Below are 26,086 nucleotides of genomic sequence, written 5' to 3' on the forward strand. Positions count from 1 at the left end.
CTAAGTACAATCACACTGGCTTTTGGGGTTGGCATGACAGGATCAATTGGAATTAACCTTCTCACGCTACTGGAAAGTTAAAGCCTGCCCCCAGAACTGAAGAATTATTTCCGCTTTCTTGCACTAGTGTCTTTTCTTTGAGGGTTTCGTTTGATCAGAATCGATGAATCGAACACTGCAATCTGATCCGGTTTCCAAATGAGAAGCTGATCTCTAATTTGGAAAGTTTGGGGTGGGCAACGTAATTGTCGGTTGAGCCAATACTATTGTCGGGCAATAGCCTTAAACTAGTGGTTGTCGTCACTCGGAACTTTTGAGTTCATTTGGACGCTGGTTCCACCACAGGGGACTTGCACCCCATCAGATCACGCCCATGCTGGGCGTACACAACACAGTGGAGCGGACGGCGCAGAATCTTCGCGCTTCGTTCTAGCTCGCCGCCGCTCACTTTAGCCGTTAAATTCCGTTTGAAAAATCCGGGTTGTTTTCACTCTCAGAATTTTTGAGACTTTGAAAATGACCCGGATTTTTTGCGTTAGATGCTGTGTTTGCCCGATTGCATTGCTCGATCTCTCTTGAGTCCTGCCAAGGTATCGATATTTCACATCATGCGGATGAAAGGACTTGAACCTTCACTTCTTGCGAAACCAGAACCTAAATCTGGCGCGTCTACCAATTCCGCCACATCCGCGCATCGTTATTCATCATAACAGGAGAAAGGAGAAATAAATCGTCCTTTCTCCTACAAAATCGAGTTATGGCAAACTGCCAAGACTGAGGGGAATGAGATTGCCTTCGATCGTAAATCCGAGCAGCATCGGTTCTCCGGAGTGAATCGGCTTGCCAGTAAGGGCACAGCGATCGTCGGTTTGGGCAGTTGCGGACATCGTGGCTCGAACATCTGACGGAGAGAGTTCGGGAGCATAACTGCCCGATCGCTGTTGTACATAGTTCCACAAAATATCGCGAATGAGCGCTTGATAGCCTTGGTTGCCGGACAGTGCTTTAAGCTGCTCCTTCAACTCACGTTCTAAACGGATGCTCGTGACTTCCATTTCCGTTGTGCTGGTGCGAGTTAAGGTGTGCATCATTTGGTCTCCTTGATTGAGTGGACAGGTTTATAATACAAGTGTAGTACGTGTCCCCGTCAACTGTCACAGATGTTCGGATAATTTGATGATTTCTTTGATGCGATCGAGCTTGATCTTTCCTTGAGCCGATCGCGGAATCTGCTCGACTTTGATCCAGTGCTTCGGATGTTTGAATGCGGCAAGACGCGATCGCAGTTCGAGTTTAATTTCGTCGATCGTGATTTCCTGATCAGGCACAAAGATTGCCGTCACTGCTTGCCCCCAAATCGGATCAGGAGTTCCTAAAACATGAACGTCCTGAATGAGATTCGTCGATCGCAAAGCGGATTCGACTTCGGACGGAAAAATATTTTCGCCGCCGCTGATGATTTTGTTGCTGTCTCGTCCGATTAGATGCAGAAATTGTCGATCGTCAAAATATCCCAAATCATCAGGATCAAATTTCGGTTCAGTTAACAAATTCGGATAGTAACCGAGCATCAGGGATTTGGCTTGAATGCTCAGTTTTTGATCAGTGATTTTGATCGCCGCGTGTGGTAAAACTTGCCCACAGCCTTGAATTCCATCAAGAAAATCCGCAGGTTTGAGGGTGGAGATCTGAGAGGCAGTTTCGGTCATGCCGTAAGTTGGCGCGATCGGTAAATTTCTCGATCGAGCTTCTTCAAGCAAATGCGACCACGCTGGCGCACCTCCGAGCAGAATTGTCTTGAATTTCGCCAACCAATCTGCGTGATTCATAAGTTGTTGCAGTTGGGTTGGAACGAGTGAGATAAAGAAGTCTTGGGGATCGAATTGGGTATCTAGCGTTTTCCAGGATTGGATGATGAATTTGCCGTTTGTGAGGAACGATCGCATAAATTGCATCAATCCGCTGACGTGATAAAGCGGGAGAACGCAGAAGGAATTGATTCGATCTACTTCAAAATATTGGCGGAATCCTTGCACCGATGCGCTCAGTGTTTCCCAAGTGTGCATCGCGAATCGGACTTTGCCTGACGTGCCGCCTGTTGGAATCATGATGAGCGTTGAGACGGTTGGTTCGCTTCGTTTCGGGATCGCCCCGGAATAGAATTCGGGGCGATCGGTGCGAAGTCCGTTAGAAACGGACTGAAGAGATGGCTTTAACTTGTCCTTAGTCCACTGAAGTGGACTTTGTTCTGTTAGCCCCGAATTCCATTCCGGGGCGGGTGAATGCGACGATCGAGACCTTCCAAACAACTCATCGGATGTTTCACATTTCGGGGCGGGTGAGGACAACGATCGAGGCGATTCAAACAACTCTCCGGATGCCCCCCAAACTAAATCGGGTTGCACTAACTCCGCAACTTGTTTCCACTCGGATTTACCCCAATCGGGATTACACAGAAAGACATGACACGGAACCGAACAAGCCGCAACAAATCCAGCCAAAAACTGAACGGGATCGCGATCGCACAAAATCACATTCGGCTTTTCAAACTCTAATAGCTCCCGATACCGCAGTTCAGCTAGTTCTACTAACTTCTCGACATCTGCAAAATCGAATTCTGCTAATCGACTTAGAGGCTGTTCCATAGTTCCTCAAAGTCTTCACTGTTCAAGTCTTCAAACCAATGTGATGTGCCATATCCAACGGCTCTATTACTCAATTCCGCTGCAAGTTGCAATCCCATTCTTCGCCCGATCGCAGTTTCAAACACGGTCGAGAACACCGTATCGATCGAGTGCTGCTGGCAGAATTCGCGTAATTTCGAGGGAAATCCAGCGATCGCAGGTTTAATCACAAAAATGCCGCGCCAACCCCGATCGTAACAATCCCGAAGCTGACCAAGCGTTGCAACCGATTCATCTAATGCGATCGCAGTTCGATACTGCTGACTTAATTTCAGCATTGTCTCAAACTGATCGATTCCCATTGGTTGTTCTATAAATTCAACATTGTGAGATTCGTAAAACTCTAACCATTGATGCGTTTCAACTTCACTCAACCCCATATTTGCATCGAGTCTTATACTTGCCTCTTCTGGCAATTCATCCAGCAATGATTTTAGCGTTGCAATTTCGATTTCAATTGGTGCAACTGCAATTTTTAGTTTAAAGGTTCGATAACCCTGACTCCAAAGTAATTTCCAATCTTCGATTTTCGCCAACAATGCACTAAAGTTTCGAGTTTCAAAGTTTAGGGAATTTAGGGGACTTCCCAAAGCAGTCTCAAATCCAAATTGACAAGCAGGCAAAGAAACGTTCTGAATCCAATCCGGATCGATCGTATTCGGAGCAGATTCGCAAAGCGCGATCGCATCTTCAATCGATTCCGATCCAAACCATTCCAACGGCGCAATTTCCCCAAATCCAACTCGCCCCGCTTCATCTTCCAACCGAATCAGAATCCCTTCCCGTAGCGCCCAGACTCCATGATGCGTTTTGAGCGGTTGCCGAAATTTCCGCTGATAAGTGCGATACTCAAATCGAAACGTCACGGTAAGAGAAATCCTAATCCAAACAGCAAACCGTACCAGAAATGCAATTCCACCGCAATCAATCGACAACGTAAAAGTTTATGCGGTTGATCATACTGCGATCTAATCGTATGACACAGCCGTTTTGCTACTGGAAAACTCAGAAGCGATAACAGTGTCCAAAACGGAAACACTTTCAGAATCACAAACAGAATCGTCAACGCATAAAAGCTACCACAGATCCAAGGAAGCAATTCAGCCGATCGCTTTGCTCCGAGTCGTACAACCGGGGATTTTTTTCCGATCGCTGCATCATCTTTCACTTGATTAAAGTGCGAACAGAACAGCACTAAACTCGTTGCAATTCCAACCCCGATCGATGCCAGAAAATTCGTATTCGACCAAGCCTGAGTCTGACTGTAGTAAGCCGCTCCAAACGCCAAAGGTCCAAACGCTACGAAACAGAGCGGTTCACCTAATCCTTTGTAGCTCAAACGGAACGGCGGACCTTGATAAACATAGCCGATCGCACAACATGCCAGAATCAATCCGATCACAGTGAGATCTTTTTGCCAAAGCGCGATCGACAAAATTCCCGCCAATCCAGACAGCAAAAAGAAATTGGCAATCCAAAACACCAGCGATTTGTTTCCGGTAATATTCACCACCGAATTCGCCTTATTCACATCGACCCCAGTTTCCGAGTCGAACACATCATTGCTCAGATTTTCCCAAGCCAGAATCAAGATCGCAGACACCAGGAACGTGAAAAAAACTACTGGATTCAGCGATCGAGTTTCAAAAAATGCCACCGCAGACCCAACCCAGATCGGCATGATCGCCACGCTATACATGGGGGGCTTAATTGCGGCGTACCACAATTTTTTCTTGGAAAACTCAATCGATCGCGGGGTCATCCAACTCGCTCCTAACAACTGAAACGCTTACAATTGCTCAGATTTCAGTGTCTCATTCGAGTTTGAGAAACATGGCGATCGGTTATAGAAACGTTACAGATTCTGAACTACTGATAATTCACAATCCGCGCAAACCCTTTCGGATCAAGACTCGCACCACCCACCAACGCGCCATCAATCTCCGGTTGCGCCATGATTTCATCGACATTCTCAGGCTTCACCGAACCACCATACTGAATCGTCACACTCGGATTGGTTAACTTGCTGCGAATCAAACCAATCACGCGATTTGCCTCGATCGATTCACAGGTATCCCCCGTCCCGATCGCCCAAATTGGCTCATAAGCAATCACCAAATTATCTTGGTCAATGCCTGCTAACCCTTTCTCTAATTGTTCAAAAATAACGGCTTCCGTTTCTCCAGCATCCCGCTGCTGCTTGCTTTCACCCACACAGAGAATCGGCTTTAATCCCGCTTTCTGAGACGCTTTCAATCGTAAATTCACCGTTTCATTCGTCTCACCAAAAAACTGTCGGCGTTCACTATGACCGATCACCACATAGCGCACACTCAACTCCGTCAGCATCGGTGCAGAAATTTCGCCCGTAAATGCTCCTGACTCTGCCCAATGAACATTCTGCGCCCCGACCTGAATCCGGCTCCCGTGCAAATTCTTCGACAACACTGCTAAATCAGTAAACGGCACACACAAAAGAACTTCTCGATCGTCTGGTGTGTCCTCTAACAAAGGCTTAAATCCCTGCAAAAACTCCAAGGTTTCTGACTGAGTTTTAAACATTTTCCAATTGCCAGCAATGATAATTTTTCGCACGGTCGCTTCAAACGGATAAATTGCACTCTCCAGTCTACGGCTTCGGGGGGACAGTTTCGCGGTTTTAGTACAAGGTGCGGGGCAATTTCACCTCACACCCCATGCCCTAGTGATCAGAGCAAGAATGAGGGGTAGGGAGTAGGGGGTAGGGAGTCAGAAAAACAGCAACTCGCCTCCCCACTCCCCACTCCCCACTTTTCTAATCCTCATTCTCAATTTAACGAACCACTAAAGCGCCAACGCTCGCGGACGAATCCGAATTTGCCAACCCGAATCTACGGTTGGAGTCGCTGCGCCTGTCGTAACCTCAGTTCCATCCACTAACCAGATCGCATCTCCACCTGTCACCTGATTGCGCCAAATCAAATCGGCTTTGTCATCAAAGTTCGTGTCTCGTGCAGCAACAATTTGCCAGTTAACATCTGCAACCGTGGGAATTAATGCTCCTGCTGCGATCGTCGCTCCATCTAGCAACCAGATTGCATTCTCACCAGAGATCCGATGCCGCCAGACGAGATCCGCCTTGCCATCCGCATTAAAATCGCAGACATCCGCAATCTGCCAATTTGAATCCGGTGAGGACGAGAGCAATCCGCCGCCAGCAACCGTCGCACCATTCATCAGCCAGACGACGTTCTGCCCAGAAGTGCGGTGTCGCCAAATGATGTCGGCTCTACCGTCTCCGCTGGTATCCCGTGCGGCGATAAATTCCCAATTCGGATCTGAAATCGGAGCGAGTGCCCGTCCTTCACTCACCGCTGATCCGTTCATCAACCAAACCACTGAACCACCAGAATTAGAATTACGCCAAGCCACATCTGCTTTACCGTCATTATTAAAATCGGCAAAATCAGACACTTGCCAATCGGTTGGTACCACACCCAGCGATCGACCATCGATCACGTTGAAACTGTCCATCAACCAAACGACGTTATCCCCAGATAAACGATTGCGCCAGAAGATATCGGCAGTTCCGTCATTGTTAAAGTCACGTGATCCAATGACTTGCCAGTTCGTATCTGCAACACCTGCGATCGTCTGAGCATTTAACACGTTTTTGCCATCCATTAGCCAGAGCGAGTTATCTCCAGTAACGGAATTGCGCCAGAGCAGATCGGTTTTGCCATCCGCGTTAAAGTCGCGAGTCGAAACGATTTCCCAGTTCGGTCCAGTCGCTCCTGGAGCACCACCATCGACAACACTCGTGCCATTGACTAACCAGATCGCGGTTTCCGTCGAGTTCACATTGCGCCAGGGAATATCAACTCGTCGATCGCCATTGAAGTCAGGCGTGAAACAATCGTTATCGCTCATTCGAGTCAGCAAGACTGTTTTTGTAGAATCTTGAGGACTGCGATCGGCATTCGTGGGAGTTCCGACGCTAATCTCGATCGTTCTATCGCCTACGGTTGGTGAGTTATTGAGTCCGGTCAGCGTCACGCTGCCTGTGGTTTGTCCAGGTGCGATCGTGATGAAGTCTGGAATGGTATAGTCCGTGCCTCGTGCCGCCGTTCCACCAAAGGTCAGCGGAATTCTCACTTCTTGAGTCGTGGCAACATCGAGGTTGGCAGTTACGGTAAAGCTACCATTCGGCTTGATCACTCGTGAGGTTGACGGGAATTCAACCAGCGGTTTGTACGCTCCATCGAAGGTATTGATTTGCAGATTGTTCACCTCATGGAAGTTAGTTAATCCGCCAGTCGATGCTGCGAACCCGAACTTGAATGTACTTGGTAAAGCTCCGTTGATGGTGGTGACATTGACATCTGAAATTACGCGCTCATTTGCCGTCAGCGTTCCATCACCGTCGAGGTCGAAGGACACTGAGAGCAAGCCTGCATTCGACAGATCAATACCAACCCGTCGCCGCGCTCCCTCACGAGTGGTACTGGCTGAGTCGATCGTGCCACCTGTCAAAGTTCCAGTCGTGGTAATCAATGGGTAATTGATTGTTTCTCCAGTCCGACCTGCCCGACCGCGAACGGTGATTGATTGCTCAGCACGAGCAGTCGGGGCGATTCCACCTGACCCGTAGCGATTCACCGCAAAGTTCCCGAATTCATCGAATCCAATTCCCAGATAACCGCCGACGATTCCTGGTCCTTCTTCTCCAGAAGTGGCATTTGAAGAATATCCTAAGCTCCCTCCCACGCCGCCAGCACGAGTCGGATTAGCGCTGCCGTCAATCAGGAAGAAGCTGATTCCGTCTGCACCCGGAGTCACGACTTTTCCCTCTGAATCAACGACCTTGCCGCCGTAGGCATAGAGGTCAAACTGAACAGAAAGCCCCGATGAAGAGTTCAGCGGTTTGTCATAGATGACGAAGGAGCCTTGACTTTGGGTGTTATTGGTGAGACGAAGCGCACCGTTTCCAGGAGTATCCGAACCGCCTCCGGGCAGTCCACCGAAAGAAGCAGAACTCGAACTACGAGCGGTCAAAATGGGAGGAAGTGCAGCCGTTCGGCTAGTGCCAAAAATCCAATTGAATTGTTCGACTTCTGCATTTCTAAAAGATTCAGTTAAGATCCGATCTTGTACCATGATTTGTCCAGAGCAAAAAATTTCGTACCCTATCTAATTACCATCGTTAATGATTTTTCTCTACCGCATTCCGTAATGTCCACGTTGAATTTTCAAACAATTCATGCGGATACGTGTAGCACTTCATACATACTTCATGCACCTGAAGAAATTCCGGAGTTTAATGCGGCAGTAGCGCGTTATCTGTACTTGAGAGCGCGGTATTTCAAGCAAATAGAGCCTTTACTGCGATCGCACAAGTATAAAATTCATCTATCCTTAATTCTGTCAAGTCAAAATAAGAACAAGACATCAAAGAAGCAATAGATTTCTACTTATTCCTACTTCTTGGAATTTTCACAAAGTGAACGGATTACAGCTTCATAAAATGTTAAAGGAACAGCGTTTTTAACATTATAAAAATTGCTTATCCACCGATCGCCATTGCCATTTTGACTGCTTCCATGCTCACAGTTTGATAAATCAACTTCAGTGTTTCTATTGCAGCTTGATTCGCAGGGGGTTCTACTTTGATCGGAATCGTTCCTAATACATCAAGAACGGTTTCACTGCTGGGTGGCGGCGTGATGACGATCAGCGAAGATTCGAGTTGATCGGTATAGTTCCAGAACTGATCTGGATTCAGCGGTGTGACGGGACGAGCGATCGCTAAATCTGCACCAACCGATTCTTCTCCCGAACTCCGAATCTGCCTTAGCGCGTTGATGATTTCGTCTTTCGTGCGTCCACGCAATTGAAAGAGCACAAACGGGTCTTCTCCGAATCGATCGCCTAATAGATAGTAAACCGCGCCAATGTGCTTACAAGGATTCGCTGGATCGGGACAAGAGCAGCGACTATGAATCGCAGACTTATCATAAGGAAACAAAGAGAGTCCATTCGCGATAAAGACTTCTTGAATGTTCTGCGGCATTTCGCCTGATAGGAGTTTGGCAGAAAAAATGGCGCGTTCTGCCATCGTTTCAATCACGTAACCCCATTCTTCGTCGGTGAATCGATCGAGCGAAAATGTGACTTCATACGGTTCAGGTGCAGTCCCTTGCACTTTTGCTAGTACTTTCGCACCCTCAAAATCCAGACTCAGTACATTTCCCTGACGTGCATAGTTTCTCGCTCGTGCTAACCGCTGTGTGAATCCGATTCTTTCAAGCAAATCAATCCACTGTTGCACCCACCATTCACGATTGGGTTGAGAATATGAATCACTCATTGGGTTAATCCTCGATTACGGCACTACGATCGAGCAAGAGTAAATCTCTTAATTGATCGGTATTCAATTCTGTGAGCCAGTTCTCACCTGTACCCACAACTTGTTCTGCTAAAGCTTTCTTACTCTCGATCATGTCGTGAATCCGTTCTTCCAATGTTCCGGTACACACAAATTTATGCACCTGAACATTGCGCTGCTGACCAATTCGGAATACACGATCGGTAGCTTGATTTTCGACGGCTGGATTCCACCAGCGATCGTAGTGAAACACATGATTTGCGCGAGTCAGGTTTAGTCCAACTCCACCTGCTTTGAGCGACAAAATAAAGATTCTTGGAGCTTGCGGATCGTTTTGGAATCGATCGATCATTTCTTCGCGCTGTTTCTTCGGAGTACTGCCATAAAGGAAAAGCGTTTCACGTCCCAATTGCTGTTCTAGATGAGGTTTGAGCAATTTACCCCATTCTGCAAACTGCGTGAAAATCAAAGCTCGATCGCCTTCTGAAACGGCTTCTTCTAGCATTTCTTCAAGCCGTTGCAGTTTTACCGATCGAGGGGATGCAAGGCTTTCCTCTTTGTTAAACAATGCAGGATGATTGCAAATCTGCTTCAGTTTGGTTAGCAATGCCAGAATGATTCCTTTACGCTGGATTCCGTCTGCTGCCTCGATTTCAGCTAGTGATTGATCAACAGTTGCTTGATACAATGCTGCCTGCTCTGCGGAAAGTCCACAGTAAACGGGCATTTCTTGTTTTTCGGGAAGGTCTTGGATGATAGATCGATCGGTTTTTAGACGACGCAGAATGAATGGTTGAGTTAGCGATCGTAATGTTTGCAGAGAAGTAGTATCGCCGTAACGCTCGATCGGAATTGCAAATCGACGTTGGAAGAAATTCTTCTGTCCTAAGTAACCAGGATTGAGAAAATCGAGAATCGACCAAAGTTCAGTTAAGCGATTTTCGACAGGTGTTCCAGTCAATGCAACTTTGAATTCTGCTTCTAATTCTCGAACAGCTTGAGACTGTTTGGAGTCTGCATTTTTGATATTTTGTGCTTCGTCTAATGCAACTCCCTGCCAACTCACAGATGTCAGCGTTTTAACATCACGCTGAACCAGGGGATAGCTTGTAAGAACTAAATCACAATTTGCGATCGCAGTTTGAAAAGCTTTTCCTTGCAATCGTTTATCACCATGATGTACCAGTGTTTTCAGCGTTGGCGTAAACTTCTTGATTTCCCGCTCCCAATTGCCTAAGACCGAGGTTGGGCAAATAAGAAGTGCGGCTTTCTCTAAAATCTTTTGTTCTTTTAGATACATCAAAAATGCTAAAAACTGCGGGCTTTTACCGAGTCCCATATCGTCCGCCAAACAAGCTCCTAGTCCCCATTTTTCCAAGAATGCTAACCATGAAACGCCGCGTGATTGATAGGGTCTAAGCTCGCCTTGAAATGCTTTTGGTGTTTTGATTTCTTCTGGTGTTCCCGTTCCCGTCAGCGTAGTAACTAACTCTTGCAATGCGCCCGATGCTTCAAAAGTGACGACCGGAAGTTTCTCGATCGTTTGTGTGTCTCCCGTACTAATCCGCAACGCATCTTCGAGCGATAACGTCGTCTGGTCTTTTCTCGCAGCAAAAAACGATTGAGCCGATCGAATATCCGATTGCCGCAATTCGACCCACTCGCCGTTAATTTCAACCAAAGGTGAATTCTTCGCCACTAAGCGATCGAATTCTTTTTTACTCAAGCTCTGACCACCGATCGACAATTCCCATTCAAAGTTCAATAAGCTCTGTAATCCAAGCTTGCCTTTCTTCTGTTTCGTTGGCGTTGATGCTTTGATTCGCAGTCCCAATCGATTCGCCAATCCACCTCGATTCGCCAAACTTGGTGGCAGAACGACACCAATTCCACTATCTTGCAATCGCCAAACGACATTCATTAGAAAGTCATAAGCTTGAGAAGGATCAAGTAAACAAGCTTGTGGGCGGGCTTCTTGCAAACTGGGTTCAATGAGTGGATACAAGCGAGAAGCAAGTCCTAAACCCATTAATAATGTTTCTTGAGGTCGATCGATAATTCGTCCTTCATGGTTCAGTTGCTCGACTGGATTTCGCCAAATAGTTGGAGCATCTACCGTGAAATCAGAATCGTCGATCGCTTGCAGCAAATATTCAATCTTCCAACTCTGATAGCTCTCAGCAGGTGGAATGAGTTTCAGAGAAGCTCGGAACTGCGCCTGACTTTTTTGTAAGGGTGCTTTCCAATTCGTTAACGCCATTGATAGCGTTTTCGATTCGGTTTCATTTAGCGTTGTCGCTTTTGTACCGAGTCCTTGTATCCAAGTTTGTAAGAGTGATGTTGCTCTTTGGATTGTGACTGATTTGCGAGCTTGAGAATCGATTAATTGATTGAGAAAATCACGGAGTAGATCTTGAGGTTCAATTGGAAGATCGATCGCTAAATCTTCCCCATTCTGATACAACCGACAAACCGAAGGCATTTGACGCACGAAATGACGCAATCTTGTTTGATCGGTTGAACTATCTAGTAAAGCTTCCCAATTGTTTAAGTTTGGGAGAAACTTCGATCGAGCTAACAAATCCAACGCCCACCGCGCTCCATGCGACCAAAATCGCAAATCGCCGCCCATAAACGAATCATCGCCCAAAGCACCGAGCGGCAAGGAGTTGAGAAATTCAAACGCCTGAGACGGATTCAGCCAAAGCCCTTCGACTTTCCACGGATGCAAAACCCATTCAGAAATTGGAGCGGCAGAAAGTTGTGGGGCTTCTCCGTCGATCGGTAACGCTAAAACTCGCGCCGTCCAGTTCTCTAAAGCAGTCTTCCGTCCCCGTTTCGGCGCTTCCAGTGCTGGCAACTTCAAACCCAACGGTTCTAAAAACGCCAAGAGTTCCGATTGAGACATTGCATACGGATGAGCGGGAACGCCTGGAGTAACTGGCATCGCTTCCAATCTCCGCCACACTTCACCCCACAAAAACAAGCCGCTTGGCTGCGACTCAGACGTTTGAGCAAACCACCCACCATGTAAAACTGCCATGCCAATCTACTCGAATAAAAGCGAATCTATCTACCGTTGGGCAAAACCTTTTTTGATCTTCCGAGAAATCACATTGCTGCCGCGAAACTCTCTGTAAAACTTAATCTCATCGATCGCATTTTCTAATGACGCAAATTGAAGAATCTTTCTTATTTCTTAAGCAATTTGACAACTCGTACAGATCCGCTCAACCCGTTTCATTGTATCGCGATCGCTCAAAGGATGATTTTTCTAAGCGGTTCCGATTTCACAAGTTAAATTCATACTGCATTCGTAAATAAAAAGGCAGCAAAAAGTATATCAGTGCTACGATTGCAAGAAGACGAAACAAAAAGAAGAAAGGAAAATATACTTCATGCAAGAGTTCGAGAAGTCAATATCCTTTGATGGTAGGGATATTCGACTCAAAGTAGGCTTGTTGGCACCCCAAGCTGGAGGTTCAGTTTTAATCGAGTCAGGAGATACGGCAGTTTTAGTGACTGCGACTCGTGCGAAAGCGAGAGAAGGGATCGATTTTCTCCCCTTACTGGTCGATTATGAAGAGCGCTTATACGCAGCCGGACGCATCCCAGGCGGATTCCTCAAACGCGAAGGTCGTCCCCCCGAAAAAGCAATCCTCACCAGCCGTTTGATTGACCGTCCTTTGCGTCCGTTGTTCCCTTCCTGGTTGCGTGACGATATCCAAGTCGTTGCAACCACTATGTCAATGGATGAAAAAGTGCCGCCGGATGTGTTGGCGGTGACTGGAGCTTCGATCGCAGTTCTTCTAGCAAAGATTCCATTTAATGGTCCGATGGCAGCCGTTCGAGTGGGCTTAGTCGGTGACGATTTTGTCATCAACCCTACTTATAAAGAGATCGAATCCGGTGATTTGGATCTCGTGGTTGCGGGTTCTCCGAATGGCGTGATCATGGTTGAAGCGGGCGCAAATCAGCTTCCCGAAGCCGACATGATTGAAGCGATCGATTTCGGTTACGAAGCAGTACGCGATTTGATTCAAGCTCAGCGCGAATTTATCGAAGCGCTTGGAATTGAACTGGTTCAAGAAGCAGCACCAGAAATCGACCAAACGCTAGAAAACTTTATCCGCGATCGCGTGACATCTCCAGTGAAAGAGATTCTGGCGCGATTGGAAAAAGATAGAACTGTTCGCGATGCGGCACTCGATGAAGTCAAAGCTTCATTAGTCGAAGCGATCGCAGAATTACCCGAAGAAAATCCGGTAAAAGTCGCTGCTGCTGCCGATGGAAAAGCACTCAGCAACACTTTCAAAGACGTGACCAAAACGCTGATGCGTCGTCAAGTTGTGGAAGATAATGTCCGCATTGATGGTCGTCAACTCGATGAAATTCGTCCGATTTCGTGTCGAGTCGGTGTTCTACCGCAGCGAGTTCACGGAAGTGGAGTCTTTAATCGGGGACTCACTCAAGTCTTGTCGATCGCAACGCTTGGCAGTCCGGGTGACGAGCAAGAAATGGATGATCTACATCCCGACACCGAAAAACGCTACTTGCACCACTACAATTTCCCGCCGTTCTCGGTCGGTGAAACTCGTCCGATGCGATCGCCCGGTCGTCGAGAAGTGGGTCACGGTGCATTAGCAGAACGCGCTCTGGTTCCGGTTTTACCGCCGAAAGAGCAATTTCCCTACGTGATTCGCGTCGTTTCGGAAGTTCTCTCTTCTAACGGTTCGACCTCAATGGGTTCGGTTTCGGGTTCGACGCTGGCATTGATGCACGCAGGGGTTCCAATTATCAAACCTGTGAGCGGTGCGGCGATGGGCTTGATCAAAGAAGGCGAAGAAATTCGTATCCTTACCGACATTCAAGGGATCGAAGATTTCTTGGGCGACATGGATTTCAAAGTCGCAGGAACCGACACCGGGATCACGGCATTGCAACTCGATATGAAAATTTCTGGGTTGCCGATGAATGTGATTGCGGATGCGATTCACCGGGCGAAACCTGCTCGATTACACATTCTAGGCAAGATGCTCGAAGCGATCGACCAACCGCGCCCAGAGTTGTCTCCGTTTGCTCCTCGCTTGCTGACGATCAAGATTGATCAAGATCAGATCGGTATGATCATCGGTCCGGGTGGTAAGACGATCAAAGGCATTACCGAAGAAACCGGAGCCAAGATCGATATCGCTGAGGATGGAACCGTGACGATTTCCGCGATCGAAGGTGAGAAAGCGAAACGTGCGAAAGCAATCATCCAAGGCATGACACGCAAGTTGAATGCGGGTGATATCTACGCAGGTAAAGTGACGCGAATTATCCCGATCGGTGCATTTGTGGAATTCTTGCCGGGTAAAGAAGGCATGATTCATATTTCGCAGTTGGCGGATCATCGAGTCGGTAAGGTCGAGGATGAAGTTACCATTGGCGATGAAGTGGTCGTGAAAGTCCGCGAAATCGATAACCGAGGTCGGGTGAATTTAACTCGATTGGGGATTCATCCTGATGAAGCGACCGCAGCACGAGAAGCGGCAGCGAAATAGTAAAGAAGGCGATCGTTGTATTGTGCGATCGTCTTTTACAAAATAGAGACGCGATTGGGAGATTTACCTCATGTTCGCGTCTCTTCAGTTTTTTAAACGATCAAACCTGTGCAAATGCAGGTTCACGCATCAACAACGGAATCGCATCCGTCGCCGCCGCTCCATACACCTCACAAGAATTATTCGGACTCTCAATCAACTTCACCTTATACAACTGTGCCCCAATTTGCTGAATCGGATCTTCCAGCAAATCGCGAATGTGAACAGCAATATTCTCCGCTGTGGGCACAACCTTCTCAAAATAAGGAATATCTTTATTCAAGAACGTATGATCAAACGGTTCCACAACATAATCATCGACTGCTTTCTGGAACGCAACTAAATCTGCAATCATTCCCGTTCTCGGATCGATTTCACCCTTGATTGTCACTTCGAGGTGATAGTTATGACCGTGACCATTCGGACGAGCGCATTTGCCGTAAATTTCGCAATTCTTCTCAAAGCTCAAATCCGGACGAGCGAGACGATGAGCGGCACTGAAGTGAGTACTGATGGTGAGGTAGGCTTCCATATTGTTTCCTAGATAATCTGCCCAGAGTTCAGGATGTTCGTACAGTCGAATTTTGACGATCGGTAAATGCGATGCCAGTCGATTCCAAATCGATCGAGCAATGTGTTCGGTGGTGGGAAGGGTTTGCTGGAATTCTGCCCAGGCATCATTCAGAAAGGAGAAATCAAGCTGGCTGGTGACTTCGCGCTTGATCACATGCTTTACATCGGATAGATTCAGCACCATGCCGTACTCGTCCAAATCGCCCAGCATTGAGACATACAGCACGTAATTATGTCCATGACCGGGCGATCGAGTACAGGCTCCAAATCGCTCGACGTTCTCCGCTTCGCTCAATTCAGGCAAGTAGTACCGATGACTTGCCGAAAACTGAGCGCGGCGATCAATGATACATTTCATAGATTAGGTTAGGAGTTTAGAAAACTTCACACTTTCTTTAGGATACGCGCTTACGGTATGGATTGGGGTTTAAATTTGGGCTGGATTGAAGATTTGATTGACCGTGAGTGCGAAATCAGGGGCAATTTTGGATTGCAATAATTCATCATCGCGACGAATTTGATCTTCGTACTGTCCATTGTCCCAAGTACAGATTGTAATTTGCTGCATCTCTGGATCGATAATCCAATATTCGGGAATGCAACGTGCGGCGTATTCGGTGCGCTTGTGGCGGTAATCGCGATCGCGGTTCGTCGTTCCAGGAGAAACGACTTCAATAACGATCGCGGGAGAGGGCATTTCGTGAGTGATAGTAGCGCGTCTGGTTCTTTCCAGTGCCGCTTTAGATTCCTCAGTATGAATCATTAAATCAGGAAGTCGGCATCTTGCGAGTCTTCCAGATACTTCAATTTCAGTATCTTTGTAGGCAATGAGATTAATCGGAAAATGCTTGAGAAGTTCAAACAAAATTCGCTTTGCAACATCATTATTTGAATCACTCTCTGGCGGCATCTCGACTAGTTCTCCATCCACAAGTTCGTATCGAGTATCTGTGCCATCGTCGTAAGCCAGATACTCTGCAAAAGTCATCGGTTTTGTTTGAGATCGAGTTTGAGTCATCGGAAACCTCCGAGAAACCCTGACGCTTCAGCGCAGGGAGGGATAGGAGCGTCAATCAAGCGGACCCATGCCGCGCTGGTTGACAGTCTCACACAAACGAAGCGAGAATGTGAGGCATGGAACAAGCCTTCAAATACCGCTTCTATCCCACCGCCGAACAGGAAGCGCTCCTGCGTCGCACCTTGGGCTGTGTGAGGCTTGTGTATAACCGTGCTTTGGCTGCACGAACCGAAGCTTGGTATGAGCGACAAGAAAGCATTGATTATGTTCAAACCAGTGCTTTGTTGACTGGGTGGAAAAAGCAAGATGACCTCCAGTTTTTGAATGAAGTGAGTTGTGTACCCTTGCAGCAAGGATTGAGACATCTGCAAACCGCTTTTCGCAACTTTTTTACAGGTCGAGCAAAGTACCCGAATTTTAAGAAGAAGCGGAATGGTGGTGCTGCCGAGTTCACCAAATCTGCATTCAAATGGAAAGACGGGCAAGTGTTTTTGGCAAAGTGCAAAGATGCCTTGAGGGTTCGCTGGAGCCGTCAACTTCCTCAAGGTTGCGAACCCTCGACGATTACCGTTCGCTTGAGTCCGAGTGGGCGCTGGCACGTTTCGTTGTTGGTGGATAATCTCAACATCAAGCCACTTCCACCCGCTCAAAAATCGGTCGGGTTGGATCTCGGAATCACCAGCCTGATTGCGACCAGTGACGGCGATAAGGTTGCCAACCCCAAGCCGTTTGAGCGACTGAGAAAGAAACTCAAACGAGTCCAGAAGGCACTGAGTCGCAAGCAGAAAGGCTCTCGGAATCGCGATAAAGCAAGAGTGCAAGTTGCTCGAATTCAAGCCCGAATCGCGGATTCTCGTAAAGATTTTCTCCATAAGCTGACCACTCAACTGATTCGTGAAAATCAAACGATTGCAGTTGAGGATCTGGCAGTGAAAAACATGGTGAAAAACCCTAAGCTGGCACGTCAGATTGCTGATGCTGCTTGGGGTGAGTTGGTGCGACAACTCGAATACAAAGCCAAGTGGTATGGTCGAAACTTGGTGAAAATTGACCGATGGTTTCCAAGCTCTAAACGTTGTGGAAACTGCGGTCACGTTGTTGAATCGTTGTCGTTGAACATCCGTGCATGGGATTGCCCCAACTGCGGGGCGCACCATGACCGGGACATCAATGCAGCACGAAACATTTTGGCGGTGGGACACACCGTTGCAGTCTGTGGAGCGAACGTAAGACCTGATCAGCATGAGTTGAAAGGGCAGTTGCAAAAGTCCGGTAACGGAAAGAAGCAGAAACCTAAGCCGTGAGTCTTAGGAATCACCGTGGCTTCAGCCCGGTGAGGATGTCAAGAGATTTCCGCACGTCGATCGGAGTGACCTTATTCTATCGTAGGAGTTCTGCGACTTTTTCAAGTTGGGCGAAGGGCGGAAGATCGGCGGGAACGTTCGGTAGAGTGACGATCGCTTTTCCAGCAAATTGCTCGATCGAGTGCTCGGCGCGATTGTGAACGATGTAACGCTGATGAACTTTCAATTGTTCCAGAGATTGAATCAGGCGTTCGGTTTCAGCGAGAATTGTCGATCGATTCTGCACTACACCAATAAACTCTGTGTGTTCAGGATTTTGAAGTTTTTTATGAGTTTGAACAATTCGTTGGCGCAATGTTCTTAATCGGCTCATGAACTCAGTGTGACCAATCACGTTTTGATATTTGAGCCAGAGTTTGAAAATCCAAGCGAGCCAGTCTGAAAGCACCGAAGGCATTTCTAGAAATCTTAAGAGATGTCCAGTCGGAGCCGTATCGAGAATGATCAAATCTTGTGCTTGTGAGTCGAGCAGTTCCATAACTTCAATCAGTGCAAGCATTTCCTCGATGCCGGGAAGTGCTTGAGACATGATTTTTCGCCATGCTTCGGGAGTGTAAGCAATTTGCAGCGAATCATCTCCAGTTTCACCGCTCATCATGTCTGCTAATTCCCAAAGGTAAGCTTCACGAAAATCATCAAGCATCGATCGAGCATCAATTTCTTGAGCGCTTAAGTTTGGAGAAAGATTAGTCGGTTCATGTCGAAGTTCAGTTCCGAACGCATCACCAAGAGAATGAGCCGGATCGATCGAGATGACACGAATTTTTTTATCGGGATGAAGTTGTGAGAGATTGAGCGCGATCGCGGCTGCAACCGTTGTTTTTCCAACTCCACCTTTTCCACCAATTAACAACAGTTTGCGACCTTCTAAAATGAAATCTGGGAGCTTGATCGAAGACTGGACAGAGAGCGAAATTGAGATAGAACTTGAAGCACCAATTTGTGAAATGAGATGATCGATCGCGCTTCCTCCAAGCGGTTCTTGGTTCTGCTGTGGAATTGTAATGAGTGATCCAGGCTCGAATGTATCTTTGAACTTTTCAATCAATGGTTCACTCTCGGTGTGAATCTGATTTAGAAATAATCCTCCAAACGGAATCTCTAATGTTTCCAGAGATTTGAGAAAGCGTTGGGATTCGCGTAGACTTAACCATTCTGCGATCGCAACAATAAAACAAGCAGAGCGCGATCGATCTTGTAATAGCGATCGACCATCAATCAAATCTTGCTGCATTGTTTCAAGAAAGCGATCGACTTCATCGGGTGTGTAGCGTCCCGTAAATGTCTCGCTCATGGTGCGATGTTTTTGCTGAAATAGCTCTAGTGCAGAGAGGAACTCTTGCAGAAAGTCCATCATGTTGAACAATGCTAAGGTGTGACCGCTCGGAGCCATATCGACCACAATGCGATCGACAATTTGCTCTTTCAACAATCGATGAATTTCGAGAATTCCCATCAGTTCATCAAGTCCCGACCAGCCCAAATCCCAAACCGAAGATAAATCCCCTTTTTCAACAAAGCTTCCTCGCTCGACTAATCGTTCTAAAATCTCGCCATAGTTCGATTTGAAGTCTTTGAGCAACAATTGAGCATCTAACGCTCTAACACTCAAATTCGGCAAATCATTAACAGATCTCGCTGTGTTGTCTACATCCATTTGCAGCACATCACCGAGCGAATGGGCTGGATCAGTCGAGAGCAGCAAAATTCGCTCATTCGGAAACTGTTTTGCCCATCTGCGAGCAAAGCCACTCGACAACGTAGATTTACCCACGCCACCTTTACCGCTAAACATTGCCAAACGCAGAAAATCAAACGAATTCAGAGTCTTCATAATTCAACAGAGCGAGATGGGCACAATCCCTAATAGTCTTCCCCGAAACTCGGTAACATCATGAGTGAGCTATTTAAAGGATTTGAACAACTGCTAGAACTGGCAAAGCTGCTGGAGGAAAAAGCAGAAAAAGGCGAACTAAAAGCGAACGTGCAGATCAATCGAGGTGCAGCTTTTAGCAGCATTCCACGCAATACAGGCGTGAATCGTCCTGCTCCGTCACCTGCGCCAGAAGTGGTCGTCACTCCGCCACCTGCAAATTCAGTTTCGCTGCAAAATGTTGGCGGGTTGCGGGAAGTTTTACAAGAATTGCGCGAATTAGTTGAACTGCCGCTCAAACGCCCAGAAGTGTTAGCAAGATTAGGATTGGAGCCGATTCGAGGGGTTTTGTTAGCAGGTTCACCGGGAACGGGGAAAACCTTGACGGCTCGATCGCTCTCTGAAGAATTGGGCGTGAACTACATTGCGATCGCCGCTCCTGAAGTGATGGGTAAGTATTACGGAGAAGCTGAGGGTCGGTTGCGGAGCATTTTCGAGAAAGCGGCAGCTTCTACTCCTTGCATTATTTTTATCGACGAAATTGATAGTCTCGCACCTGATCGTGCCAAAGTCGAAGGCGAAGTCGAAAAGCGCGTTGTCGCTCAGTTGCTCACGCTGATGGATGGATTTGCTCAAACCAAAGGTGTGATTGTTCTAGCAGCAACGAATCGCCCTGATCATCTCGATCCAGCTTTACGGCGACCCGGAAGATTCGATCGAGAAATTCAGTTCCGCGTTCCCGATCGCAATGGACGCTTAGAGATTCTTGAAATTCTGACAAGATCGATGCCTCTGAGTTCAGTTGATCTCGAATTCGTTGCTGATCAAACCGTTGGAATGGTAGGAGCCGATCTTAAAGCAGTTTGCCAAAAAGCGGCTTACATTGCACTCAGGCGGCAGGTTCCTTCATTGGAAGCAGTGCCGGATCAATTGTCGATCGAACAATCCGATTTTCTTCAAGCTTTGAAAGAAATCAAACCTTCAGTTCTACGATCGGTCGAAGTCGAATCTCCGAACATTGCTTGGGAACAGATTGGAGGTTTAGAAGACATCAAACGAACCTTACGAGAAGCAGTCGAAGGTGCAATGCTTTATCCTGAATTGTTCCAGCAAACCGGAGCGAAAGCACCTCGCGGAATTCTACTTTGGGGATTGCCTGGAACTGGGAAAACATTGTTAGCAAAAGCGGTCGCATCTCAAGCTAGAGCAAACTTTATTGCAATCAATGGTGCAGAGTTGATGAGTCGCTGGGTCGGAGCCGCAGAACAAGAAGTGCGGGACTTGTTTAATAAAGCTCGTCAAGCTTCGCCTTGTGTAGTGTTCATTGATGAGATTGATACCTTAGCTCCTGCGCGTGGAAAGTTCAATGGCGATTCGGGAGTGAGCGATCGAGTAGTAGGTCAATTGCTCACCGAACTAGATGGACTACAAGACTGTGGAACGGTTCTATTAATCGGTGCAACCAATCGCCCAGATGAACTTGATCCAGCATTGCTCCGATCGGGACGGTTAGATTTGCAGATTGAAGTTTCATTGCCTGATCAATCGAGTCGATTCGCCATTCTGCAAGTTCACAATATCGATCGACCTTTAGCTGATGTGGATCTTAATGCGATCGCACAATCAACTGAAGGCTGGAACGGAGCAGATCTAGCACTATTGAGCAACCAAGCAGCACTGCAAGCGATTCGACGGTATCGTGCTCAAGGCATGACCGAACCTACGAACTTGCAAATCACTGGAGATGATTTCGCGATCGCCTATCAAGCGTTACTCAGTCAGCGACGCTAAGGAGCCGTATTCCGGATGATCACTTCAACGCGGCGATTTTTCTGGCGACCTTCAGGATCGTCTGAACCATCAGGCTTTGTGTTCGACGCGATCGGTTGAGTTTTGCCAAATCCCTTTGGTGTTAAGCGATCACCATTCACCTGAAAGTTTTGCACCAAATAAGCTTCAACCGCTTTGGCGCGACGTTCTGAAAGCGTCTGATTATAATCGTCGCTGCCTTTACTGTCCGTGTGTCCGCGAATCTCGGTCGGAGAGTTTTGATAAGTCTTCAACAATACACTGAGTTTTTGTAGAGTTGGCTTGGCGTTCGGGCGAATGTCCGCTTTGTCAAAATCGAACAGAATATCTTCCGGTAAATTGACCCTCAATCCTTCCGATGTCCTTTGAGCTTGCAAATCAGTGATAGCTTGCTGGACTGAGATGGTTGTCGTCGTCGTTGGCGCAGTACTACCTGATTCGAGGCGAGTTGGCTCGATCGTGGTCGGAGGCTCTAACTGAGTCACGGCAGGAGTCGAGGTTTGGATTGTAGTCGTCGTAGGAGCAGGTTCGATCGCACGACAGGAGACAAGACTCAGACCCAAAACAATAAGCGCAGTCCACTTCATTGAGTCCCTCCTTGAAGTGGAACATTAAACACGATCTTTGGATCTCTACTGAACTTGGCAGTGCCGCCAAACTTATTGTTCGTTGCCACTGCGATCGAGGTTACATTCGGCGCGAGTCGCCCTTTGAAAACAAACTGTCCTTTTAACGTTGTTCCAGGTGCGATGCTAATCTCAGCATTTTCGGGGGGAGCTGCCAAATTATATTGATTGCCGAGATTGTCGGTAATCACGAAATCTTCATGCTCGTTTAATTTGATCGCTTCTTTGTAACCGTTAGTCACGGTGAGCGATGCAGTCATGCTGTCTTCACCAAAGGTAAGTTGGGTGAGACGAGCGGTTGAGCCATTGGGATGATTGACTTGAAGATTAACAGTTGGGGCGGGCGGGAGTGCTTCTGTGGTCGCTGGAGAACTATTTGGAGATTGCTGTGGAGAGGCAGGAGCGACTGTGGTTGGGGCATTTGCGATCGGCGAAGTCGTGGGTGCGGTCGCTTGTCGTTGTGTAAAAAAGTAAAGTGCGCCGCCCGCGATCGCCATGACTGCAACACCTAATAGAAAAGCAAAGAATCCATTCGAGGAACGATTTCCGTCAGCCATACTTCAGATTGAACTCGCTGCATCCACTATACAGAACCTTGCTTTTCTTTCAGGACTGCATGATATTACTTATCCTTTCGATGATTCTGTCTTTGGGTTTAGCAAGCTCTTTCGATCGAGGGAATTTTGAAACGCTCGATCGCAGTATTGTCAAAACCATGCAGTAAAAGTTCAGAGTAAACACTCAGAGTAAATCCTATGTCAAACAATCCAGATCTCTCATCTCCAGCATCGGCACAACCTGGAAGAGGCGCAGCAGGGAATGATCATTGGGCAGTTCAAACTGCACAGCCAACCGATGTGAATGCTCCTGATGAACGCATTCCTTCTGGTGTCAATGTTGAAGAAAACATTCACAACCTAGAAGCCGCAGTCGAAGCAGAATCAGACACCGATTTGAAGACAACGGACGGATATGTGATCACTGAATCAGGTCAGATTAATAACTTTGCGGTTGAACCTCCGATGTATTACGAAGATAACAATGGAAATCGCGTAGATTTGCCGAGTTAGTAAGATTGTTCTTTTTCATCAGCGGCGGGAGGTAGCTTCCGTCGCTTTTGTTTGCCCGAATGTGGATATCCGTTCCGAATTGCGTTGATTCCGCCCAACCGAATCAGCGCAATTCTGCCACAATAAACTCAGAACTTTAAGATTTGTGAAAATTATGAGTCTCAGTATCGAACAAATTGCCCAACAATTAGAAAGCGATAATAGCCGCGATCGCATGATTGCCTTAGCGAACTTGCGGGAGATTCCGGCTGAAGATGCTGTGCCACTGATCAAAAAGGTGCTGAACGACGAAAGTTTGCAGATTCGATCGATGGCTGTGTTTGCCCTTGGAATTAAGCAAACAGACGAATGTTTTCCGATTTTGCTCAACATTCTGGAAACAGAAAAAGACTATGGAATTCGAGCGGATGCCGCAGGTGCATTAGGCTATCTCGAAGATTTGAGAGCCTTTGAGCCGTTAGTTCGCGCATTCTATGAAGATACAGACTGGCTCGTGCGATTTAGTGCGGCTGTAGCGTTAGGCAACTTGAAAGATCAAAGAGCCAAAGAAGTTCTGTTGCAAGCTTTGAACAATGAGGAAATTGTTGTCCAGCAAGCCGCGATCGCAGCATTGGGAGAAATCAAAGCGATCGATAGCGTCGATGCAATTCTGCGGTTCGCTCAATCGGAAGACTGGCTCGTTCGACAAAGACTGGCAGAAGCTTTAGGCAATCTTCCCAGCGAAAAAAGTATTTCAGCGTTGCGCTACATGGAAAAAGACAGCAATTCAAACGTGGCAGAAGCAGCACGTATCGCATTGGAGCGATTAAACGGAGCTTCAATTTAACCGGATGGGGTTAGACCTAGCGTGGAAAAGATTGACAAGCCTCCCTCCAATTGTGTAATTTGCATGACTTAGGGATGTCCGTCGGATCGAGTACATATTTAGCAAGTGACCCTAACCCCACCTCACCATGAAATTGTCGCCTTGGAATCGTCTCCTGAGCTTCTCAAAGCGGGTTGCTCCTCGATCGCACTGGAAACGTTTAACGCTGGGTTTGTTGTCCTTCGCTGCAACGGTCTCGATCGCGGCTTGTTCTGGTCTAAATACGTCTCAGATGACCACGCTCACTCCGCCGCTGTTACCTGTCGCTGAGAAGCCTCCCACACTGCAATCGAGTTTGAATGTTGCGATCGCGCCTGTTTGCTCTCAAGGAACTCAGATCGGGTATCAAGCTTCGACTTCGGTTCCGACCGATTTCAAGCCTGTGACATTTAGCGCTGAATCGAAACGGTTTGCGGAAGCTTGGAAGACGGAATTTGCTGAAGTACCCTCGCCCGAAATCAATCCCCGCGCACGATTGGCGAAAGTTCCAATCATGATGTATCACGACATCATTGCTGAGAAAGAAGTCTTTTTTGATGTCACTCCTGAAGAATTAGAGGCTCATTTTCAACTGATTCAGAAAAATGGACTAACTCCGATCAGTTTGGATCAATTAGTTGAACATCTCAAAACGGGCATTCCACTGCCTCCAAAGCCGATTGTTCTCACGTTTGATGATGGTTACTTAGGACATTACAAATTTGTCTATCCGCTGATGAAAAAGTACCGCTATCCGGCGGCATTCTCAATTTATCCTGCCAAGATTGACAAACCGAGAGGTCGTCCGGGCATGAATTGGGCGCAGGTGAAAGAAATGGCGGCTGATCCACTCGTGACGATCGCATCTCACAGCGTGAACCATCCCTCTGATCTGCGCGAGATCAAAGACGATACGAAGTTAGCCTTCGAGATGACCGAATCCAAGCGATCTCTAGAGACAAACCTCGGCATTCCGATCAAGTACTTTGTCTATCCTGAAGGCAAAAATGATGAGCGAGTTCAGCAAGCCGCGATCGCAGCAGGCTATCAAGCGGCTTGGACAATGAGCGACGAAGCAAATCTATTTGCCGCAGAATCTGAGAACTTATTCAACATTTCGCGAATCGGACAATCTCAAATTGAAACAGTGCTAGAAGTTGCGAGTGGTGGACCTCCGATCGCATTTATTCAAGATGGTAAGAACTTCAGTGCGCCCGTAGAATTGATCAAAACCACGATCGATAAAGTGCCTCTGATTATGGCAGCGGGCGGAAAGCCAACCACAATTCACGCCAAAAGCCGATTCCAGGTTGGGGAGATCATCAAGGACACACCCGCGATCGCAGGGGTCGATGGAGGGTTCTTCTCGCTAGAAATGCTCGATTCAAACAAGATGATTGGTCCGGTGATGAGCAGTCACTCTGGAACCTTTGCGGCGGCTCCTCAAGGATCATTGGCAAAACTTGAAGGGCGACCTTTAGTATTAGTGAGCGATCGTACAATCAAGTTCGTTCCATTTGATCCGCTGAAACACAATACTCGCGAAGGCATTCTTTCAGAAATGAGCGATGCCAAAGATGCCTTTGTTGCAGGTGCATGGCTTGTGAAAGAAGGGCAACCCCAATCAGCAGAAACCTTCCGGGGATTGTTTGGGTTTGATGCAGAACGCGATCGAGCTTTTTGGGGAATTGATCAAGCCGATCGTCCGTTAGTCGGGGTATCGGGTGATTATGTGAACTCAGTTGCATTAGGGGAAGCTTTATCAAAAGCAGGATTGAAAGAAGCGGTGATGCTCGATTCTGGTGCGAGTGCATCTCTGGTGTATAAAGGCGAATCGATGATGAGCTATACGCCGCGTCCGGTTCCGCACGTTGTGGCTTTGATGCCGCCTGTTCAAACTGATTCAACCACGTGTCAAACGGCTGTGAAACCTTAGAGGATGTTTGAAAAGTAATCGTTCATCGCAGCAATCGCCCCTCGAATGGAATTCGGGGCTATCGGAACAAAGTCTGTTGAAACAGACTGAAGCGTTCTCTATAACTGGCTTCTAGTCCCCTTTAGTGGACTTTTTCCGATAGACCGTGATTTCTAATCACGGGCGGAACGCAATCGCAGCGAAGAGTTTTTCTATACGTTTCAAACACCCTCTCATACCAAATCAATCTTTGATTGATTTGGTATGAGATCATTCAAGTTGCGATCGCTTAACCGCAGCCCTGGCGAATAGAATTCGCGGCGATACAAACAAAGTCCCCCTGTGGGGACTAAGACATTAA

The 26,086-nt window shown here is 47.3% G+C and carries 19 protein-coding genes and 1 tRNA gene; 6 read left to right on the forward strand and 14 right to left on the reverse strand.

Annotation, left to right across the window (positions count from 1 at the left end):
- Positions 1-609: 609 nt before the first annotated feature.
- The 9 genes from ACQ4M5_RS36320 to ACQ4M5_RS36360 form a co-directional block, all read right to left on the reverse strand.
- A tRNA-Leu gene (locus ACQ4M5_RS36320) sits at positions 610-691 on the reverse strand.
- A gap of 64 nt (positions 692-755) precedes the next feature.
- The gene (locus ACQ4M5_RS36325) at positions 756-1,091 is read right to left on the reverse strand and encodes a hypothetical protein (RefSeq protein ID WP_430680666.1); all 336 of its coding nucleotides are present in this window, start codon (positions 1,089-1,091) and stop codon (positions 756-758) included.
- A gap of 63 nt (positions 1,092-1,154) precedes the next feature.
- Positions 1,155-2,645, reverse strand: a complete 1,491-nt coding sequence (locus ACQ4M5_RS36330; protein WP_430680667.1) for an AMP-binding protein — start codon at positions 2,643-2,645, stop codon at positions 1,155-1,157.
- Positions 2,630-3,550 carry an o-succinylbenzoate synthase gene (locus ACQ4M5_RS36335; protein WP_430680668.1) on the reverse strand — a complete coding sequence of 307 codons (921 nt, stop codon included), beginning with the start codon at positions 3,548-3,550 and terminating at the stop codon, positions 2,630-2,632. The genes ACQ4M5_RS36330 and ACQ4M5_RS36335 overlap by 16 nt, the downstream gene beginning before the upstream one ends.
- On the reverse strand, positions 3,547-4,446 hold the full coding sequence (gene menA, locus ACQ4M5_RS36340; RefSeq protein WP_430680669.1) for a 2-carboxy-1,4-naphthoquinone phytyltransferase: 900 nt from the start codon (positions 4,444-4,446) through the stop codon (positions 3,547-3,549). The genes ACQ4M5_RS36335 and menA overlap by 4 nt, the downstream gene beginning before the upstream one ends.
- Before the next feature lie 107 nt (positions 4,447-4,553).
- Positions 4,554-5,279, reverse strand: a complete 726-nt coding sequence (gene tpiA / locus ACQ4M5_RS36345) for a triose-phosphate isomerase (RefSeq protein WP_430680670.1) — start codon at positions 5,277-5,279, stop codon at positions 4,554-4,556.
- A gap of 228 nt (positions 5,280-5,507) precedes the next feature.
- Complete coding sequence (locus tag ACQ4M5_RS36350) at positions 5,508-7,820, reverse strand: FG-GAP-like repeat-containing protein (protein ID WP_430680671.1); 2,313 nt, start codon at positions 7,818-7,820, stop codon at positions 5,508-5,510.
- Between the two features lie 406 nt (positions 7,821-8,226).
- Positions 8,227-9,030, reverse strand: a complete 804-nt coding sequence (locus tag ACQ4M5_RS36355; protein WP_430680672.1) for an SWIM zinc finger family protein — start codon at positions 9,028-9,030, stop codon at positions 8,227-8,229.
- Between the two features lie 4 nt (positions 9,031-9,034).
- Positions 9,035-12,091 carry a DEAD/DEAH box helicase gene (locus ACQ4M5_RS36360; RefSeq protein ID WP_430680673.1) on the reverse strand — a complete coding sequence of 1,019 codons (3,057 nt, stop codon included), beginning with the start codon at positions 12,089-12,091 and terminating at the stop codon, positions 9,035-9,037.
- Positions 12,092-12,446: 355 nt separating this feature from the next.
- Between ACQ4M5_RS36360 and ACQ4M5_RS36365 the strand changes: the two genes are divergently transcribed.
- Positions 12,447-14,594, forward strand: a complete 2,148-nt coding sequence (locus ACQ4M5_RS36365) for a polyribonucleotide nucleotidyltransferase (RefSeq protein WP_430680674.1) — start codon at positions 12,447-12,449, stop codon at positions 14,592-14,594.
- Positions 14,595-14,694: 100 nt separating this feature from the next.
- Here ACQ4M5_RS36365 and ACQ4M5_RS36370 read toward each other — a convergent pair whose 3' ends face one another.
- Positions 14,695-15,564 carry a 6-carboxytetrahydropterin synthase gene (locus tag ACQ4M5_RS36370; RefSeq protein ID WP_430680675.1) on the reverse strand — a complete coding sequence of 290 codons (870 nt, stop codon included), beginning with the start codon at positions 15,562-15,564 and terminating at the stop codon, positions 14,695-14,697.
- Between the two features lie 69 nt (positions 15,565-15,633).
- On the reverse strand, positions 15,634-16,224 hold the full coding sequence (locus ACQ4M5_RS36375; RefSeq protein ID WP_430680676.1) for a Uma2 family endonuclease: 591 nt from the start codon (positions 16,222-16,224) through the stop codon (positions 15,634-15,636).
- Between the two features lie 116 nt (positions 16,225-16,340).
- Between ACQ4M5_RS36375 and ACQ4M5_RS36380 the strand changes: the two genes are divergently transcribed.
- A complete protein-coding gene (locus ACQ4M5_RS36380; RefSeq protein WP_430680677.1) occupies positions 16,341-17,528 on the forward strand; it encodes an RNA-guided endonuclease InsQ/TnpB family protein in 1,188 nt (395 codons plus the stop codon).
- A gap of 76 nt (positions 17,529-17,604) precedes the next feature.
- On the opposite strand, the gene ACQ4M5_RS36385 is transcribed toward ACQ4M5_RS36380, so the two are convergent.
- Positions 17,605-19,422: an ArsA family ATPase gene (locus ACQ4M5_RS36385; protein ID WP_430680678.1), complete on the reverse strand. Its 1,818-nt coding sequence runs from the start codon at positions 19,420-19,422 to the stop codon at positions 17,605-17,607.
- Between the two features lie 60 nt (positions 19,423-19,482).
- Between ACQ4M5_RS36385 and ACQ4M5_RS36390 the strand changes: the two genes are divergently transcribed.
- On the forward strand, positions 19,483-21,252 hold the full coding sequence (locus ACQ4M5_RS36390; RefSeq protein ID WP_430680679.1) for an AAA family ATPase: 1,770 nt from the start codon (positions 19,483-19,485) through the stop codon (positions 21,250-21,252).
- Here ACQ4M5_RS36390 and ACQ4M5_RS36395 read toward each other — a convergent pair.
- Together ACQ4M5_RS36395 and ACQ4M5_RS36400 are read right to left on the reverse strand one after the other, a co-directional pair.
- Positions 21,249-21,857, reverse strand: a complete 609-nt coding sequence (locus ACQ4M5_RS36395) for an OmpA family protein (RefSeq protein WP_430680680.1) — start codon at positions 21,855-21,857, stop codon at positions 21,249-21,251. The genes ACQ4M5_RS36390 and ACQ4M5_RS36395 overlap by 4 nt on opposite strands.
- Positions 21,854-22,453, reverse strand: a complete 600-nt coding sequence (locus ACQ4M5_RS36400) for a hypothetical protein (RefSeq protein ID WP_430680681.1) — start codon at positions 22,451-22,453, stop codon at positions 21,854-21,856. Before ACQ4M5_RS36400 ends, ACQ4M5_RS36395 begins: the two co-directional genes overlap by 4 nt.
- A gap of 198 nt (positions 22,454-22,651) precedes the next feature.
- Between ACQ4M5_RS36400 and ACQ4M5_RS36405 the strand changes: the two genes are divergently transcribed.
- The 3 genes from ACQ4M5_RS36405 to ACQ4M5_RS36415 all read left to right on the forward strand — a co-directional run bounded on the left by ACQ4M5_RS36405 (position 22,652) and on the right by ACQ4M5_RS36415 (position 25,746).
- On the forward strand, positions 22,652-22,966 hold the full coding sequence (locus ACQ4M5_RS36405; protein WP_430680682.1) for a hypothetical protein: 315 nt from the start codon (positions 22,652-22,654) through the stop codon (positions 22,964-22,966).
- 154 nt (positions 22,967-23,120) lie between these two features.
- Entirely contained in the window at positions 23,121-23,792 is a 672-nt protein-coding gene (locus ACQ4M5_RS36410) for a HEAT repeat domain-containing protein (protein ID WP_430680683.1), read from the forward strand.
- Between the two features lie 127 nt (positions 23,793-23,919).
- Positions 23,920-25,746 (forward strand): polysaccharide deacetylase family protein, encoded by a 1,827-nt coding sequence (locus ACQ4M5_RS36415; protein ID WP_430680684.1) that lies wholly within the window; start codon positions 23,920-23,922, stop codon positions 25,744-25,746.
- Positions 25,747-26,086: the final 340 nt, after the last annotated feature.

The sequence above is a fragment of the Leptolyngbya sp. AN10 genome (assembly GCF_050565645.1).
Taxonomy (GTDB): Bacteria; Cyanobacteriota; Cyanobacteriia; order Leptolyngbyales; family Leptolyngbyaceae; genus Leptolyngbya.

What these genes read in the sequence shown, in the direction of transcription:
- ACQ4M5_RS36355 (WP_430680672.1), bottom strand. Translation starts at nt 9,030, where the DNA reads ATGAGTGATTCATATTCTCAACCCAATCGTGAATGGTGGGTGCAACAG.
- ACQ4M5_RS36370 (WP_430680675.1), bottom strand. Translation starts at nt 15,564, where the DNA reads ATGAAATGTATCATTGATCGCCGCGCTCAGTTTTCGGCAAGTCATCGG.
- ACQ4M5_RS36375 (WP_430680676.1), bottom strand. Translation starts at nt 16,224, where the DNA reads ATGACTCAAACTCGATCTCAAACAAAACCGATGACTTTTGCAGAGTAT.
- ACQ4M5_RS36360 (WP_430680673.1), bottom strand. Translation starts at nt 12,091, where the DNA reads ATGGCAGTTTTACATGGTGGGTGGTTTGCTCAAACGTCTGAGTCGCAG.
- ACQ4M5_RS36325 (WP_430680666.1), bottom strand. Translation starts at nt 1,091, where the DNA reads ATGATGCACACCTTAACTCGCACCAGCACAACGGAAATGGAAGTCACG.
- ACQ4M5_RS36395 (WP_430680680.1), bottom strand. Translation starts at nt 21,857, where the DNA reads ATGAAGTGGACTGCGCTTATTGTTTTGGGTCTGAGTCTTGTCTCCTGT.
- ACQ4M5_RS36380 (WP_430680677.1), top strand. Translation starts at nt 16,341, where the DNA reads ATGGAACAAGCCTTCAAATACCGCTTCTATCCCACCGCCGAACAGGAA.
- ACQ4M5_RS36405 (WP_430680682.1), top strand. Translation starts at nt 22,652, where the DNA reads ATGTCAAACAATCCAGATCTCTCATCTCCAGCATCGGCACAACCTGGA.
- ACQ4M5_RS36415 (WP_430680684.1), top strand. Translation starts at nt 23,920, where the DNA reads ATGAAATTGTCGCCTTGGAATCGTCTCCTGAGCTTCTCAAAGCGGGTT.
- ACQ4M5_RS36385 (WP_430680678.1), bottom strand. Translation starts at nt 19,422, where the DNA reads ATGAAGACTCTGAATTCGTTTGATTTTCTGCGTTTGGCAATGTTTAGC.
- ACQ4M5_RS36350 (WP_430680671.1), bottom strand. Translation starts at nt 7,820, where the DNA reads ATGGTACAAGATCGGATCTTAACTGAATCTTTTAGAAATGCAGAAGTC.
- ACQ4M5_RS36330 (WP_430680667.1), bottom strand. Translation starts at nt 2,645, where the DNA reads ATGGAACAGCCTCTAAGTCGATTAGCAGAATTCGATTTTGCAGATGTC.
- ACQ4M5_RS36365 (WP_430680674.1), top strand. Translation starts at nt 12,447, where the DNA reads ATGCAAGAGTTCGAGAAGTCAATATCCTTTGATGGTAGGGATATTCGA.
- ACQ4M5_RS36390 (WP_430680679.1), top strand. Translation starts at nt 19,483, where the DNA reads ATGAGTGAGCTATTTAAAGGATTTGAACAACTGCTAGAACTGGCAAAG.
- ACQ4M5_RS36400 (WP_430680681.1), bottom strand. Translation starts at nt 22,453, where the DNA reads ATGGCTGACGGAAATCGTTCCTCGAATGGATTCTTTGCTTTTCTATTA.
- ACQ4M5_RS36410 (WP_430680683.1), top strand. Translation starts at nt 23,121, where the DNA reads ATGAGTCTCAGTATCGAACAAATTGCCCAACAATTAGAAAGCGATAAT.
- menA (WP_430680669.1), bottom strand. Translation starts at nt 4,446, where the DNA reads ATGACCCCGCGATCGATTGAGTTTTCCAAGAAAAAATTGTGGTACGCC.